Source organism: Shigella sp. FJ200513 (genome assembly GCF_040495915.1).
GTDB lineage: Bacteria > Pseudomonadota > Gammaproteobacteria > Enterobacterales > Enterobacteriaceae > ECMA0423.
This window is the reverse complement of record NZ_JBDYCV010000086.1, coordinates 1-16,086: the sequence shown is the minus strand read 5'-3', so window position 1 is coordinate 16,086 and position 16,086 is coordinate 1. Positions and strand designations below refer to the sequence as shown.

Here is a 16,086-nt window from a genome sequence, read left to right as displayed (position 1 = left end):
AGATGTCACCGACAGAATATGAAAACCAGTATTATCAACGGCTCGGAAGTGTCTAGATTATCCGTGGCGATTCATTGCGCCTCCCAGTTGATAAACAAAACGCAGATTTTTTTGCCCATTTGTCGGGCAAGTTCGGCTGTCAGATGCAGCATTAAACCAGAGTCTTTGCCGCCAGAAAATGAGACACAAACGCGGGGTAGGGTGTTGAGTGTCTAGGTAATACGCTCTCGTGCAGCTTCCAGAATATTGAGCGGAAGAGGAATTTTATAAATAGACATCTGAAGACGCTCTCTGAACGTTACAGGGTGAACAGTGAGATAAGACTGTTAATTATAAAGTAAACACTGTAAAGCAGAGTGTTTTATTTTTCATTCGCGCTGTGAATAAATAGATGAAAGTTATAGTAGCTGTCTATAGTTATATATCAAAAACTCTCATTTAGACGGTCAATAAATCGGGAGAACACCAAATTATTTAAAGAAGATTTATTATAGGAAATGTAAAGCTTTATTGAAGGTAACGGATGTTCTAGTTTTATCTCTTTTAAATTAAGAAAGTCACGGTGGTAGTTATAAAGTTCATAGGGGACTATTTCCAGTAAATCTGTAACTGCAATGCTATTAATTATTGTCAGCAAAGAGGAACCACGAAATGAAATTTTGCGATTCATAAACTTCTCGTCTATTTCCATTTGAATATCATCAACTCCTGCTGATTTGGCTATTAATTGGGTGAACTCTTCTGCCATAATTTGTTCATAAGTGCTATTGTCAGTAATTCGCGGATGCTTATTACTACAAATTAGAGTATTGCGAATTGTATGCAATGGCATGCAAATGACGGAACGGCTGATCACTGGCATTTGGGTGATCACCAGATCGGCTTTGCGGTGAACCAACAGTTCTTCAGCATTCTCTGCTGACATGAGGATATCATGGCACTCAATCTCGACAGAGGCATCTTGCCGTAGGCAGCGGATCAGCATACTATTATTAGAGCAAGAAATGAGCTGAGGGCCGTAGATAATAAAGTTTTTCTTTAGTTCGGACTTATTGACTATATTAATTGTTTGTTCAAGGCCTTTGAGGTTTTTCTCAAGATGGTGATGCAGATTCAACCCTGTTGTCGTCGGCGCGATACCTTTTCCTGAGCGAATGAATAAAGGGTCATTAAATTGCGCACGTAAGCGTTGTAACGACTGGCTCACGGCTGATGGGGTGATATATAGTGATTCAGCAGCTTTGCTAATGCTTAAATGCTGGTAAATACACTCAAATATGACAAGAAGATTTAAGTCGAACTTTTTCAAGTCGTAGAGATTGGCCATACACTACTCCGGTTTATATTTTTCTTCCATGGTATATTCACTTAATCAATGTTTTTTGCGTATGTATTTTTATTGATTATGTTTTTTTGCTTAACTCAGGATTAAGTTTTTCTAAAATAGCACAGCCACTTAGGGTAGAGCGAGAAATTCATGCTTTTTTAGGATGGTTGAAAAGCAGGGATATAGTTCAACCATCCATGAATTACCTTTTATTTATTTCCCATAATGATATTAAGCGTTTTCTGATCGGGCAACCCCACGGCCTGTTGCAGCGTATTTTCCTTACTCATGTAATAGATAGCCGGCGTGACATTTGCCCCCAGATCGTCCATCAGTTTCTCATTGTCACTTAACACTTTCATTTGCTCTGTACTTACGTTTGCAGGCACGTTTAGCTTAAGCTTGCAACCAGAGGCTTCATATTGTTGCCAGGTTTTTGCGGGATCTTTGGAGGCAAGAATTGCCGCTGCTGTCGCCGGGCTTTCTGGCTTGATAACCCCAACCAACAATGTTCTTAATTGCACTTTGCCAGAATCTACCCACGGGCGCGCCTGCTGCCAGAACTGTTTACAATATGGGCAGAACGGATCGGAGAAGACGTAGACAATGACCGGCGCATCTTTTTTACCGTCGAGGAGCCAGTGGGATTGTTCCATCCGTTGCCACATTTCGCGTCCGGCTGGTGCGTAAATTTCTTTTTCGATAAGTGTGTTACTCAGGTTTTCACCTTTCTCGTTGTACATGTAACCAGAGATAGCGTGCTTACCATCGGGAGTCAGGTAGATGGTGACGCCCATATCCTGATACTTTCCGAGATAACCTTTCATTCCTCCGGGGGCATCGAACGTTTTGATGATTGTAATGCCCTGTTTTTCAATCGCTTTTACTGGGGAAGGAAGTTCCTCTGCGAAGGCGATTGCAGGAAGCAGAGCCAGTAAAAGTATCTTTTTTAACATTAATTTGTTCTTTTCAGTCAGTGCAAAAGTCGAGTAAAAGGCATAACCTATCACTGTCATAGGTAAGAGCTTAGATCAGGTGATTGCCCTTTGTTTATGAGGGTGTTGTAATCCATGTCGTTGTTGCATTTGTAAGGGCAACACCTCAGCCTGCAGGCAGGCGCTGAAGATACCAAAGGGTAGTTCAGATTACACGGTCACCTGGAAAGGGGGCCATTTTACTTTTTATCGCCGCTGGCGGTGCAAAGTTCACAAAGTTGTCTTACGAAGGTTGTAAGGTAAAACTTATCGATTTGATAATGGAAACGCATTAGCCGAATCGGCAAAAATTGGTTACCTTACATCTCATCGAAAACACGGAGGAAGTATAGATGTCCTTGATTAACACCAAAATTAAACCTTTTAAAAACCAGGCATTCAAAAACGGCGAATTCATCGAAATCACCGAAAAAGATACCGAAGGCCGCTGGAGCGTCTTCTTCTTCTACCCGGCTGACTTTACTTTCGTATGCCCGACCGAACTGGGTGACGTTGCTGACCACTACGAAGAACTGCAGAAACTGGGCGTAGACGTATACGCAGTATCTACCGATACTCACTTCACCCACAAAGCATGGCACAGCAGCTCTGAAACCATCGCTAAAATCAAATATGCGATGATCGGCGACCCGACTGGCGCCCTGACCCGTAACTTCGACAACATGCGTGAAGATGAAGGTCTGGCTGACCGTGCGACCTTCGTTGTTGACCCGCAGGGTATCATCCAGGCAATCGAAGTTACCGCTGAAGGCATTGGCCGTGACGCGTCTGATCTGCTGCGTAAAATCAAAGCAGCTCAGTACGTAGCTTCTCACCCAGGTGAAGTTTGCCCGGCTAAATGGAAAGAAGGTGAAGCAACTCTGGCTCCGTCTCTGGACCTGGTTGGTAAAATCTAAATTTCCTTCGTCTTTCACGCCATAGCGGCGTTGGCGTCGCCCGCTCACCCCGGTCACTTACTTGTGTAAGCTCCCGGGGATTCACAGGCTAGTCGCCTTGCTCTGACGCGAAATACTTCGGAAATTCACCTAATTCTTCGGGTGCTGCGGCACCCGATTTTCTTCCCCGCACCATGATGCAAGCTGCATCCAGGTAGCCGCAGAGGCCGCTTGCATGATGATGTTTAAAGCCCAGGAGATAAACATGCTCGACACAAATATGAAAACTCAACTCAAGGCTTACCTTGAGAAATTGACCAAGCCTGTTGAGTTAATTGCCACGCTGGATGACAGCGCTAAATCGGCAGAAATCAAGGAACTGTTGGCTGAAATCGCAGAACTGTCAGACAAAGTCACCTTTAAAGAAGATAACAGCTTGCCAGTGCGTAAGCCGTCTTTCCTGATCACCAACCCAGGTTCCAACCAGGGACCACGTTTTGCAGGCTCCCCGCTGGGCCACGAGTTCACCTCGCTGGTACTGGCGTTGCTGTGGACCGGTGGTCATCCGTCGAAAGAAGCGCAGTCTCTGCTGGAGCAGATTCGCCATATTGACGGTGATTTTGAATTCGAAACCTATTACTCGCTCTCTTGCCATAACTGCCCGGACGTGGTGCAGGCGCTGAACCTGATGAGCGTATTGAACCCGCGCATCAAGCACACTGCAATTGACGGCGGCACCTTCCAGAACGAAATCACCGATCGCAACGTGATGGGCGTTCCGGCAGTGTTCGTAAACGGGAAAGAGTTTGGTCAGGGCCGCATGACGTTGACTGAAATCGTTGCCAAAATTGATACTGGCGCGGAAAATCGTGCGGCAGAAGAGCTGAACAAGCGTGATGCTTATGACGTATTAATCGTTGGTTCCGGCCCGGCGGGTGCAGCGGCAGCAATTTACTCCGCACGTAAAGGCATCCGTACCGGTCTGATGGGCGAACGTTTTGGTGGTCAGATCCTCGATACCGTTGATATCGAAAACTACATTTCTGTACCGAAGACTGAAGGGCAGAAGTTGGCAGGCGCACTGAAAGTTCACGTTGATGAATACGACGTTGATGTGATCGACAGCCAGAGCGCCAGCAAACTGATCCCGGCAGCGGTTGAAGGTGGTCTACACCAGATTGAAACAGCTTCTGGCGCGGTACTGAAAGCACGCAGCATTATCGTGGCGACGGGTGCAAAATGGCGCAACATGAACGTTCCGGGCGAAGATCAGTATCGCACTAAAGGCGTGACCTACTGCCCGCACTGCGACGGCCCGCTGTTTAAAGGCAAACGCGTAGCGGTTATCGGCGGCGGTAACTCCGGCGTGGAAGCGGCAATCGACCTGGCGGGTATCGTTGAGCACGTAACGCTGCTGGAATTTGCGCCAGAAATGAAAGCCGACCAGGTTCTGCAGGACAAACTGCGCAGCCTGAAAAACGTCGACATTATTCTGAATGCGCAAACCACGGAAGTGAAAGGCGACGGCAGCAAAGTCGTTGGTCTGGAATATCGAGATCGTGTCAGCGGCAATATTCACAACATCGAACTGGCCGGTATTTTTGTCCAGATTGGTCTGCTGCCGAACACCAACTGGCTGGAAGGCGCAGTCGAACGTAACCGCATGGGCGAGATTATCATTGATGCGAAATGTGAAACCAACGTCAAAGGCGTGTTCGCAGCGGGTGACTGTACGACGGTTCCGTACAAGCAGATCATCATCGCCACTGGCGAAGGTGCCAAAGCCTCTCTGAGTGCTTTTGACTACCTGATTCGCACCAAAACTGCATAAGAAGAAGTAAGATTCACCTGCAATTGCTTAGCCGCCGGGGTCAAACCTGGCGGCTTTTTTATGGCATTAAAAAGCCCTGCCGGGATGTTCCAGGCAGGGCGGCATAAATACTTTTATCTGTTAGCGAACGACCAGTACAGGCAGATTGGCGTGGCGGATCACGCTCGAGGCGTTAGAACCTAACAGATGGGTCGAAATCGATGGGTTGCGAGAACCGATAACTACAACATCAGCCCCCAGTTCTTCTGCCAACTCATTGACTTCATCCCGCACGCTACCAAAACGGACATGTTGTTTAATGCGGGAAGGATCGATGGTGAAGTGGCTGACCATCGTTTGCAGACGTTCTTCTGCTTCATGTTGCAGATGCTCTTCAAAACGACGCACATCAGCGGCAAAACGGTGCAGGCTCAGGCTGGCTGACCCGGGTAGTACGTGAAGTAGATGAATAACTCCGTCATCCTGGGCGAGGAATTCAGCGTGGCGAACAGCTTTGTCGCTCAATTCCATTTCAAATACATCAACTGGCATAATGATTGCCTTATACATAACCCTTTCTCCCTGTTAATCATGAACAAATCATTCTCCATGATTATAATATTTATCCCTGATATTTGTCTGGTTCTTTTTCCTTACGAACGGTTTCTGTGATTAATATATTCTCACTGAACACTAGGAATTCTCCCAAAACCTGCGGTACCGCCCGTTTTCCCGCTGTGATAGCTACCCTTAAAGACTGACTCTTTTTTGAACTGTCTCTGGAGGTTGCATGAAAGCATTGACTTATCACGGCCCACATCACGTTCAGGTAGAAAATGTTCCCGATCCGGGCATTGAACAGGCAGATGATATTATTCTGCGTATTACGGTAACGGCGATCTGTGGCTCTGACCTCCATCTTTATCGAGGCAAAATACCCCAGGTTAAACATGGCGATATTTTTGGTCATGAATTTATGGGGGAAGTCGTTGAAACCGGGAAGGACGTAAAAAATTTGCAAAAAGGCGACCGGGTGGTAATTCCGTTCGTCATTGCTTGTGGCGACTGTTTTTTCTGTCGATTACAGCAATATGCCGCCTGCGAAAATACCAATGCGGGTAAAGGCGCTGCGCTCAATAAAAAACAGATACCTGCTCCCGCGGCATTGTTTGGTTATAGTCACCTGTATGGTGGCGTTCCTGGCGGGCAGGCGGAATATGTCCGCGTCCCGAAAGGGAATGTGGGGCCGTTTAAAGTACCGCCTTTGCTTTCAGATGATAAAGCCCTTTTCCTTTCTGATATTCTGCCAACGGCATGGCAGGCAGCAAAAAATGTGCAGATCCAACAAGGTTCAAGCGTTGCAGTCTATGGTGCTGGTCCTGTGGGATTGTTGACAATCGCCTGTGCACGGTTGCTCGGTGCGGAACAGATTTTTGTTGTTGATCATCATCCCTACCGCTTGCGTTTCGCCGCTGACCGCTACGGCGCGATCCCGATTAATTTCGATGAAGATAGCGATCCGGCACAGTCAATTATTGAACAAACGGCAGGTCACCGGGGCGTGGATGCAGTAATAGACGCCGTCGGTTTTGAAGCGAAAGGCAGCACCACGGAAACGGTGCTGACTAACCTGAAACTGGAGGGCAGCAGCGGTAAAGCGTTGCGCCAGTGTATTGCGGCGGTCAGGCGTGGCGGCATTGTTAGCGTACCGGGCGTCTACGCTGGATTTATTCACGGTTTCCTGTTTGGCGACGCCTTTGATAAAGGGTTGACGTTTAAAATGGGACAGACCCACGTTCACGCATGGCTGGGAGAATTATTACCGTTAATTGAGAAAGGATTACTGAAACCAGAAGAAATTGTTACCCACTATATGCCGTTTGAAGAGGCCGCCCGGGGATATGAGATTTTCGAAAAACGTGAAGAGGAGTGCCGTAAGGTGATTCTGGTACCCGGTGCACAAAGCGCAGAGGCGGCGCAGAAGGCGGTTTCAGGTCTGGTGAATGCGATGCCGGGGGGAACAATATGATCGTCAGGAGTGGTTTTCGAGGTAAAGGACAGCCATGACGATAATCGCCGCCATAATCAGAAATCCTATCAGGATGTAAAATGCTTCTGCCATGGTTATTCCCACAAACGAAACGGAATAATTTTGCAGCAAAAGTGAACAGTGAGAACCAGGAAAAATTGCTGATTTTGCGTAAAGAGGATGCGAGTGCATCCTCTGGGCAAAGCGAGTTATCGCTTGTGCAGATGGGATTAAAGCAGGTAGTCGCCAGCAGCTTCTGGCTGGTATTCGAGTTCCAGCACTTCAAGGTGGGTTGCAACGCCGCCCGGAAGTTCCCAGTGAATGGAATCGCCAACGCGCAGCCCCAGCAGTGCGGCACCTACCGGAGCCATAACGGAAAGCTGAGTATTGCTATCGGTCATTTTTGCCGGATACACCAGCGTGCGCACACGCACTTCGCCATCGCTAAGATTGCGGAATTTAACCCGGCTGTTCATTGTCACCACGTCGTGTGGCATCTCTTCTGGCGAACACATTTGGGCGCGATCCAACTCTGCGTTTAACGCGTCGGCGATTGGCAAACCAGCATAGGCGGGTTGCTCCAGCAGAATATCGATGCGTTCGGCATCCAGGTCGTTAATGATGATAGTTGGTCTGGACATTTTTACTCCATGTCGTCGGTACTGCGAGTGTCGCAGATAAACATACCCAAAAGAAAACCCTCACCGTCAGGCGGCGAGGGTTTAACTCACATGATGATACTGACTGTTGCTCACTCTTTGAAGTGATTTGCGTCACATTCAGGGAATTCCTCAATGCAGCGCATTATGTATAATTCTTAATCGGCATGGTTATGGAAGACGAATTAGCGTGTTTTGTAAATCAGAGGATTAATAACCCGCTTTATCAATCACAAAGGTTTTGCCACAGTTACCTGGGTGAGGTTGTGGCAAGAATGAGTTTGCAGAAAGCGGAGCGTTGATGGCGTCAGCTTTGATCGAGATCTGAATTTCAGTCAAATACGCAGGGTTACCCTGGCACGTTAGCTTAACTGCTTTCACGTTCTCTTTTCCCCAGCTTTTGGCAAAGGCGGCGTCAAAGTCACGGCGGCTCACTGTTTTACCGTAATTATCCGCAAGGAATTTTCCGGCTTCGCTCTCTTTAATTTCTTGATTCAGGCGTACCATCGTACCGAAGTATGCGTCCGGATCAAAACCAAAGCAGGCACCGTGTTTGGCATATTCGTAGCGTTCCAGGCAGGAACGTCCGCCAGCTCCTGGCATGACTTCACTTAGTTTAGCGGCCGTTTCCAGTGATAACCCGGTTTCCGGCGATGAACACATTCGGCTGGCGCGTGCTTCTGGTAGATTCGGGATTGGGCGAGTAGCGCAACCGAAGCGCATCCAGCGGCGTTCATCAACACCACGGGCAGCAACCGATTTAGGCAATCCTGGCCACAGACCATGTACGGTCAGAAAATCAGTTTTGTTGGTCGTTTCGGTTTGCAGGCGACATTCATCTCGTTCGTTACGATTTCGATCGTGTTGACTCTGGCAAAATCCGGTTTGCCAGGAGAGGGCCAGGACATAGCGATCAAAATCGCCATACTGTTTTGCCTGCAACGCTACGGCGTTGGCAGAAGATAAGGGAAGCAGAGAAACCGCGAGCAACGCGGCGTTACGGCAGAATGCTTTCATAATGGGTGTGGAACTCATACATACACTGAATACTATCTATTAAATCATAAAAAAGCCCGCCAGGTGGGCTTACCTGGCGGGCGTGATGATTTATTCAGCGTTTGGCGAACGTATTAGTTCCACATGGCGAGAATCGGCCAGCCAACCAACAGCAACATAGAGATGTAAATCACCCCGAAGATTGCGCCAAGACGCCAGTAATCTTTTGATTTCACATAGCCACAGCCGTAAATAATCACCCCAGGACCGGTTGCATACGGCGTCAGACAGCCCATGATACCGATAGACAGCACCAGCAGGATACACAGTTGTTCCATTGGTACGCCCGGAATACCTTTACCGACGGCCAGAATAACCGGCAGCATGGTTGCGGTGTGCGCAGACAGGCTGGCAAACAGGTAGTGTGCAAAGTAGAACACCAGAACCAGTACAATCACCGTTGCGTTTGGTGAGAATCCTTCCAGGTGCGTACTCATGGTACCGGCGAACCAGTCAATAAAACCAGAACGAGTCAGGCCGTTAGCCATCACAACCAGAGTTGCCAGGTTGACCAGCGTGTTCCATGCGCTGTTATAGCGGGTAATGTCTTTCCACGGCACAACGTGCAGAGCCAGCATTAGCGAAACTGCCAGCAGACCAACCGCAGTAGCATTAATGACTTCACTGCCAAATACCCACAAACCTAAGCTGAGCAATACAAGGCCAATCAGCGTCCACTCTCTGCGTGTCAGCGCACCCATGGTTTTTAGTTCATCACCCGCCCAGGTTGCCACTTCTTCACTGTGTGTGATTTCCGGTTTGTACAGCACGTAGGAAAGCCACGGCGCAATGATAAGCAAGATAACCCCAACCGGCAGGAAGCAGAGGAACCACTGCAACCAGCTAATCTGGATACCGGCAATTTTGCTGACGAACTCCAGACCCAGCACGTTTGGTCCGCACCGGTGACAAACATGGACGAACTCAGACTGGTACTAATGACCATCATCCACATCAAATAGCCGCCAATACGACGCGCGGACGGATCGTTCGGGAATGATTTAAACAACGGCGGCAGGTTTTTAATGACCGGAAAAACCGTACCCCCGGTACGCGCGGTGTTGGACGGTGTAAACGGTGCCAGCAGAATGTCGATAATGACAATCGCATAACCCAACGTCAGCGTGCGTTTGTCCATGAATTTCACCAGGAAAAGGGCAATGCGACGACCTAACCCGGAAACTTCATACCCTAATGCAAAAATAAATGCGCCAAATACCAGCCATACCGTGGTGCTGGAAAAACCAGCCAGGCCCCATTTCAGCGCCTGTTTTTGCGCATTAAACGCTGGGTCAGCTAATTCTTTGGCATCAAAGAGCAGGTAATTACTGCCAATAACGCAAATAGTAACCGCAATAAAACTGATCGCTGTTGCCGGAATTGGCTCGAGGATCATGCCGACAATCATTGCCACAAACACAGCGAAGTAATGCCATGCCTGCGGCGGCATACCGTCGGGGACAGGGATAAGAAACATGACACCCATCACCACCAGTGGGGCCAATAGTTTCCATATATTATCTTTTGCTAAAGACATACGGGTTCTCCGAAAATTAATATTTCCAAATTTATCAAGTGCTTAAATAATTAAATCTGTGCTAAAAAACAGGTAAGGATCAGCAGGTCGGCACTGCCGCCTGGACTGAGATTTCGTTCGATACACTCCCTGTCGAACTGCCGGAGATAATCGAGATCGGTGGGGGTTCGAATGCCCCCTTTTTGCAATAATGTTTGCGCCTCGCGCTGTAGCCAGCGCAGGCCCCCCTCGCCACCGCGCGATGCAACGTTGGTATCGCCGTTGGTAGCCATCAGTAGGAGCAAGGTATCGAGCAATGCCAGTTCAGGATCTAACCCCTGATCCAGCAGAGTGAGGTAATGCGGCAAGGCGTGGTTGATCACCAGTGGATAACCTGCTTCGGCTTCACCGCGTGCGCCGGTAAGGCCAAGCTGCTGGTACAACCGTTGACCTGCCGTCAGTCGTGAATTATTGGTACGCAGTTCGCGATCGGTCAGGCCACGGCAGAAACTTGCCGCCGTAGAACAAACGGTTGTTGGCGTAACCGGCTGGTTGAGCTGAAGCAAACGGCCAATTGCCGCACATAGCAGCCCTAAAGAAAAAATGCTGCCTTTATGCGTGTTTACGCCCGCAGTGGCGCGGAACATATCACCTTCGCAAGCCATACCAATTGGGCGTAATCCGTGGAGTACCGCTTCCGGTGCCATTTCTGCACTACAGGCACCAAATTCAATGAAACGGGGTAACCAGCCCTGAATCGCCAGCGCGCTGCGGTGGAAATCTTCCAGCGCCATATCTTTGTGCGCACCGCAGTTAATGCGATCCACGAGGCCTGGTTTCGGTGACAGATTGACTTCAGTCAGCATGGCGCGCCAGCCCAGCAGGGCGTACTCATCGATTAATGACGTCGCAAGCTTTGTGGTTTTAGTTGACGTTGCAGGCATCGACATCGTTCAGCAGTGCCTCCATGCGGTTGAGTAAATCGGTCAGTTGATGGGTTTTTCCACGCGCGCAGACGGCTGCGCTTTGCTCGCACAACAGGCAGCGGCGAGGCGCAGTGAATAGTCGCGGCGGGAGAGAATTTCGCCTTCGGGCGTCAGGACATCGATATCCCATAACCGCCCGAGAGGATGACTATGTTCAAGCTCAATGGTGGCGAGCTTGAGGTCGCGAGCCGGGGCGGCAATGCTCAACATGCCCTCCGGCCCGCTGGCGGAAACCAGTGCAGCCTGCTCCTGAATTTGCCAGCCCTGCTTTGTGGCTAAGGCACGCAAGGCTGTCACGCGATGATTAAAAATTCGGCGTGTGACCTCGCTGTCTTTAATCGGCCCAGGCGCAACCACGGTAAAGGAGACCAGTGGAACAGGATGGTGCTTGAGCCAGGCGTGTTGCCGTGCTTGCCTTTCATCCCGGCTGACGAGCAGCTCGGGAATTGACACCGCATGGTGGCTGGCGAGTTCAGGAAGCAGGTGCATGGCTTATTCCTTCACCTGATGCACAACATCGATCACCGAGCCATCGCGGTAACGCACAACGGCAACGACGCGGTCGGTGAATTCAATCGGCTGTGGTTCACCGGTCAGCAGACGCGCACGTTCGCGCAGCCACTCAATGGAAACCACTTTAATGCCCGCTTCCTGCAGACGTTCTGCTAGTTCCGGACGTGCCGGGTTAACTGCGATACCGTGGTCTGTGACCAGAATATCGACACTGGAGCCCGGGGTGATGCAGGTCAGCACGTTATCCACCAGAGTCGGAATACGACCGCGTACCAGTGGCGCGACGATGATGGAAAGCGCAGAGGCAATCGCGGTATCGCAGTGACCACCGGAAGCGCCACGCAGTACGCCGTCAGAACCGGTCAGCACGTTAACGTTGAACTGCCTGTCAATTTCCAGCGCGCTCAGTACCACCACGTCGAGACGATCAACCGATGCGCCTTTCGAACCCCAGTTAGCGTACTGGTTGGCGCTGATTTCGATGTGATTGGGGTTACGGGCCAGCGATTGCGCAGCATGGCTGTCAAAGCTCTGCACATCCAGCAGTTTGCGGATCAGACCTTTTTCGTGCAGATCAACCATCGTCGCGGTAATACCGCCGAGGGCGAAGTCGGCGCGAATATCGCGGCTACGCATTTTGTCTTCCAGGAAACGGGTTACCGCCAGCGAAGCGCCGCCGGTGCCGGTTTGCATGGAGAAACCTTCTTTGAAGTAGCCAGAGTTGACAATCACATCCGCAGCGCTACGGGCAATAAGCAGTTCGCGCGGGTTAGTGGTCATACGGGTAGTACCAGCGCCGATTTTTGCAGCATCGCCAACGCGATTAACTTTGACGATCAAATCAACCTGATCTTGCTCAATGCTTGCCGGATTATGCGGATAAGGCAGCAGTTCTTCGGTAAGCATCACGACCTGTTTTGCGTTGTCGGCATCAACCATTGCATAGCCGAGGGAGCCGCAGCAGGCTTTACCGGTGTAGCCGTTGGCATTACCGAATTCATCACAGGACGGGACGCCGAGGAAAGCCACGTCGATATTCAGTTCGCCGCTCTGTACCAGATGCACACGACCGCCGTGAGAGTGGATCTGCACCGGTTCCGCCAGCAGACCACGGGAGATCTCTTCCGCCAGTGGACCGCGTAGGCCAGAGGTATAAATGCGGGTAACCACGCCCTGGCGAATGTGTTCTACCAGCGGCGCATGGCAATCACTCAGGGAGCTGGACGCCAGGGTCAGGTTTTTAAAGCCCATCTTCGCGATGACGTCCATCACCATATTGACGGTCAGGTCACCGCCACGGAAAGCGTGATGGAAGGAAACCGTCATGCCGTCCTGTAAACCTGAGCGACGAATCGCTTCTTCCAGGTTGGCGCACAGTTTGCGATCGCGCGCTTTTTCAGCCTGGTAGGTTTGCTTTGGTGAGTTCTGGAAAGCGGCAAGATCGCATTCAGTGCGACGATTCCAGGCCGCTACCCGTTCTTGTCGTTGAGATTGTTCAATTTTCTGCGTCATTTTGATTGCCTTATTCTTCGCGGATGCCGGAAAGTTCTGCACGGGAGAGCACCAGACGGGCGCGATCGATAACCGGACCGTCCACCATCTTGCCGTTCAGGGAAACCACGCCGAGGCCTTCGCGAGCGGCGGCTTCAGCGGCTTCTACGACGCGGTGGGCGTGATCCACTTCTTTCTGGGTCGGTGCGTAGAGGTTGTGCAGCAGATCAATCTGACGCGGGTTGATCAGCGATTTGCCGTCAAAGCCCAGCTGTTTGATGTGGGCGGCTTCTTGCAGGAATCCGGCTTCGTTGTTAGCGTCGGAATAGACGGTATCGAACGCCTGAATACCCGCAGAGCGCGCGGCCTGCAAAATGGAACAGCGTGCGAACAGCAGTTCAGTTCCTTCCGGGGAGCGTTCTGTACGCAGGTTGCGCACATAGTCTTCTGCACCGAGGGCGATACCGATCAAACGCTCGGAAGCGTGAGCGATTTCCACTGCGCGGGTAATGCCCAGCGGAGATTCAATCGCCGCCAGCAGGCCGGTGCTGCCGGGTTCACGACCACAGGCTTTTTCTATACGCAGGATCTCTTTTTCAATATCCAGAACATCCTGAGCGGTATCGGTTTTCGGCAGACGCACAACGTCCGCACCACCGCGAACGACGGCTTCCAGGTCGTTAACACCCCATTCGGAATCCAGCGCGTTGACACGCACAATGGTTTCAATATCGCGATACAGCGGATGTTGCAGCGCGTGATAAACCATGCGGCGGGCGGTGTCTTTTTCACGTAATGCCACGGAGTCTTCGAGGTCAAACATCAGGGCATCAGCCGGGTAGATGAAGGAGTTGCTGACCATCGCGGCATTGGCACCAGGCACAAACAACATGCTGCGGCGGGTGCGAGTTTTACGTTGTTGCAGCGAAGCGGAAATCATTGGCAATCCTCCCATGGCAGAGCCGGGATACCGCTGGCGCGTGCCAGCAGGGCTTCCAGTCGTGCATGTAAAATGCAGTCCAGTGCGCCTTTGTCATCGACATTCAGCTGTACGCCGCGCACGTTGTAGCGGGCGAGAACGTCCAGAATGGTGGTGCGAATTGCATCGCCAAACTGTTTCTCAACGCTGCTATTGATTTGCAGGTCGATATCCTGCGTATCGAGTGGGGCGATGCGTATCATCACATCCCCAGACTCAAGGGTGCCTGCAACGGCGGGCTGGTTTATTTTCATTTTTCACCTGTTTCTCATGCGGGGGGCTTTTGACGAGCTGCCGCGTCCTGGCGGGAGTGCTCAAGCAGGTTCTGCAAATAATGCAGCGTGACTGCAGGGACCAGCGGCGCGATAGCCGTGAGATCGTTTTTCGCCAGCAGTTGACGTACCCGGGAAGCGGATATCGGCATCTCCTGGTAACGCAGCCGCTCAATTTCAACCAGTTCGATGGGCGCTGCGGAGATAGTCGGCGTTTCCAGCCAGTAGCGCATATCCTGGTTGTACTGGGCGGTAACGCGACAAAAGGGTTCAGTACCGACAAAGCGGTGAGTTACACCAAGCGCGGGAGCGAGGTACTGACGGAAAATCTTCAGATCAATTTCGGTGTAACAATGGTTAATGACGCTCTGTTCTTTAATGAAGTAGCAAGGGAACGTAGCGCGGGAGATGATGTATTCTGAGCCGCGATGCACAGTCAGGCGTGGAATATCGGCGGTGCCTTTTAACACCAGATCCAGCCGGTCTTCATAGGGGAAGCGTGAAGAATCTTCTTTGACTAAAAACAGATGCAACCAGTCGCACTGTGCCGCAGCTTGTTGAATCAGATAACGGTGACCATTCGTAAAGGGATTGGCGTTCATCACAATGCAGCCAATCTTGTTCCCTGGATGACGAAATTTTTTCAGCGATTCGGCATAGCGTTTCAGTCGCGTGGCGCTGTTTTCCATCAGCACCATCACGCCGGGTACGCAGGTCAGCGTGGAAAAACCGCACTGGCGGAACAGCGCCTCGTATTCGGTTTTGGTATAAATAAACAGATGCGTGCTGTGCCGCTCATAGGCGAGGTTTATCAGTTCAGTGGCTAATGTCAGCGCCAGTCCTTCACCGCGAACGGATTCACTGATAGCAACGCATTTAATAATATTTCCGGCAATTCCACCGCACGCGATAAGCTTTTCATCGCGGGTTACGGTAATAAATACTTCGACTGTGGTGTCAACGCTCAAATCATTTTCATGCAGGAATTGGGCGATTTCCGCCATTTTTTTATTTTCTGAACGTTTTACGCGGGTGAAAATATCATTGCCGAACATAATAAATAGTATCCTGAAGGTGCATGTTGTTATCGATTTGCAACGAATGTTGTTCAATGTTGCAAACTGATAACCTTTTATTTTCACTTGGGAGAAAGGGGGGTGATCGAGGTATATCTTTTTCTCCTTTTGCTATACATCCTAAGGAGTATTTCGGCGTGAAATTTTGATTTATTTCACATAGAGTTAGTGGTTTTTTATTTATTTAATGGTTTTAAGTTTTTTAATTAATGTAATTACGAAATGACTCGCAGGTTTAAGTGATTTAATTGATTTAATGAATAAAATTTGCCACGATCATAATTAATATCTATGTATTTTGATTCAACATTTTAATTACATCCGTCAAAGAGGCTCGGGACAACCCGCAAGGAAAACAATGTTGCAGCTTAACGAGAATAAACAGTTTGCATTTTTCCAAAGACTGGCATTTCCGCTGCGTATCTTTTTGGGTAATGACTCCAACTTACTGATAGTGTTTTATGTTCAGATAATGCCCGATGACCTTGTCATGCAGCTCCAC

The 16,086-nt window shown here is 50.0% G+C and carries 15 protein-coding genes and 4 pseudogenes; 4 read left to right on the top strand and 15 right to left on the bottom strand.

The window, feature by feature from the left end; genetic code table 11:
• Window positions 1–74 precede the first annotated feature (74 nt).
• The 3 genes and pseudogenes from ABZJ92_RS16290 to dsbG all read right to left on the bottom strand — a co-directional run.
• A pseudogene (locus ABZJ92_RS16290) lies at window positions 75–278 on the bottom strand (phosphoadenosine phosphosulfate reductase); the annotation flags it as partial.
• A 146-nt stretch (window positions 279–424) separates the two neighbouring features.
• Window positions 425–1,327: a DNA-binding transcriptional repressor CitR gene (gene citR, locus ABZJ92_RS16285; protein WP_353765448.1), complete on the bottom strand. Its 903-nt coding sequence runs from the start codon at window positions 1,325–1,327 to the stop codon at window positions 425–427.
• Window positions 1,328–1,536: 209 nt separating this feature from the next.
• On the bottom strand, window positions 1,537–2,283 hold the full coding sequence (gene dsbG, locus ABZJ92_RS16280; RefSeq protein ID WP_005052888.1) for a thiol:disulfide interchange protein DsbG: 747 nt from the start codon (window positions 2,281–2,283) through the stop codon (window positions 1,537–1,539).
• A 371-nt stretch (window positions 2,284–2,654) separates the two neighbouring features.
• Between dsbG and ahpC the strand changes: the two genes are divergently transcribed.
• Both ahpC and ahpF read left to right on the top strand, forming a co-directional pair.
• On the top strand, window positions 2,655–3,218 hold the full coding sequence (gene ahpC, locus ABZJ92_RS16275) for an alkyl hydroperoxide reductase subunit C (protein WP_000052796.1): 564 nt from the start codon (window positions 2,655–2,657) through the stop codon (window positions 3,216–3,218).
• 244 nt (window positions 3,219–3,462) lie between these two features.
• Window positions 3,463–5,028, top strand: coding sequence for an alkyl hydroperoxide reductase subunit F (ahpF, locus tag ABZJ92_RS16270; RefSeq protein WP_005052887.1), 1,566 nt, complete (start codon window positions 3,463–3,465; stop codon window positions 5,026–5,028).
• Window positions 5,029–5,148: 120 nt separating this feature from the next.
• On the opposite strand, the gene uspG is transcribed toward ahpF, so the two are convergent.
• Complete coding sequence (gene uspG, locus ABZJ92_RS16265; RefSeq protein WP_000276167.1) at window positions 5,149–5,577, bottom strand: universal stress protein UspG; 429 nt, start codon at window positions 5,575–5,577, stop codon at window positions 5,149–5,151.
• 220 nt (window positions 5,578–5,797) lie between these two features.
• On the opposite strand from uspG, the gene ABZJ92_RS16260 reads away from it, so the two are divergent.
• On the top strand, window positions 5,798–7,036 hold the full coding sequence (locus ABZJ92_RS16260; protein ID WP_000646166.1) for a zinc-dependent alcohol dehydrogenase: 1,239 nt from the start codon (window positions 5,798–5,800) through the stop codon (window positions 7,034–7,036).
• Window positions 7,037–7,039: 3 nt separating this feature from the next.
• On the opposite strand, the gene yldA is transcribed toward ABZJ92_RS16260, so the two are convergent.
• From yldA to citC, 10 genes and pseudogenes are all read right to left on the bottom strand, one after another.
• A complete protein-coding gene (gene yldA, locus ABZJ92_RS16255) occupies window positions 7,040–7,129 on the bottom strand; it encodes a small membrane protein YldA (RefSeq protein WP_000796528.1) in 90 nt (29 codons plus the stop codon).
• A 137-nt stretch (window positions 7,130–7,266) separates the two neighbouring features.
• A complete protein-coding gene (rnk, locus tag ABZJ92_RS16250; RefSeq protein WP_000089731.1) occupies window positions 7,267–7,677 on the bottom strand; it encodes a nucleoside diphosphate kinase regulator in 411 nt (136 codons plus the stop codon).
• Window positions 7,678–7,905: 228 nt separating this feature from the next.
• Window positions 7,906–8,712 (bottom strand): ribonuclease I, encoded by an 807-nt coding sequence (rna, locus tag ABZJ92_RS16245; RefSeq protein WP_005052886.1) that lies wholly within the window; start codon window positions 8,710–8,712, stop codon window positions 7,906–7,908.
• A 113-nt stretch (window positions 8,713–8,825) separates the two neighbouring features.
• A pseudogene (gene citT / locus ABZJ92_RS16240) lies at window positions 8,826–10,288 on the bottom strand (citrate/succinate antiporter CitT).
• Window positions 10,289–10,338: 50 nt separating this feature from the next.
• On the bottom strand, window positions 10,339–11,217 hold the full coding sequence (citG, locus tag ABZJ92_RS16235) for a triphosphoribosyl-dephospho-CoA synthase CitG (protein WP_000062461.1): 879 nt from the start codon (window positions 11,215–11,217) through the stop codon (window positions 10,339–10,341).
• A pseudogene (gene citX, locus ABZJ92_RS16230) lies at window positions 11,192–11,742 on the bottom strand (citrate lyase holo-[acyl-carrier protein] synthase). The gene citG and the pseudogene citX overlap by 26 nt, the downstream one beginning before the upstream one ends.
• Window positions 11,743–11,745: 3 nt before the next feature.
• Window positions 11,746–13,278, bottom strand: a complete 1,533-nt coding sequence (gene citF / locus ABZJ92_RS16225; protein ID WP_005052882.1) for a citrate lyase subunit alpha — start codon at window positions 13,276–13,278, stop codon at window positions 11,746–11,748.
• A gap of 10 nt (window positions 13,279–13,288) precedes the next feature.
• On the bottom strand, window positions 13,289–14,197 hold the full coding sequence (gene citE / locus ABZJ92_RS16220) for a citrate (pro-3S)-lyase subunit beta (RefSeq protein ID WP_005052881.1): 909 nt from the start codon (window positions 14,195–14,197) through the stop codon (window positions 13,289–13,291).
• Window positions 14,194–14,490: a citrate lyase acyl carrier protein gene (gene citD / locus ABZJ92_RS16215; protein WP_000700701.1), complete on the bottom strand. Its 297-nt coding sequence runs from the start codon at window positions 14,488–14,490 to the stop codon at window positions 14,194–14,196. Before citD ends, citE begins: the two co-directional genes overlap by 4 nt.
• Window positions 14,491–14,504: 14 nt before the next feature.
• Window positions 14,505–15,563, bottom strand: a complete 1,059-nt coding sequence (gene citC / locus ABZJ92_RS16210) for a [citrate (pro-3S)-lyase] ligase (RefSeq protein ID WP_000467685.1) — start codon at window positions 15,561–15,563, stop codon at window positions 14,505–14,507.
• 379 nt (window positions 15,564–15,942) lie between these two features.
• On the opposite strand from citC, the pseudogene ABZJ92_RS22500 reads away from it, so the two are divergent.
• Window positions 15,943–16,014, top strand: a pseudogene (locus ABZJ92_RS22500) (hypothetical protein); the annotation flags it as partial.
• Window positions 16,015–16,029: 15 nt separating this feature from the next.
• Here the strand turns inward: ABZJ92_RS22500 and ABZJ92_RS22495 are convergent.
• On the bottom strand, window positions 16,030–16,086 hold the full coding sequence (locus ABZJ92_RS22495) for an IS1 family transposase (protein ID WP_003032489.1): 57 nt from the start codon (window positions 16,084–16,086) through the stop codon (window positions 16,030–16,032).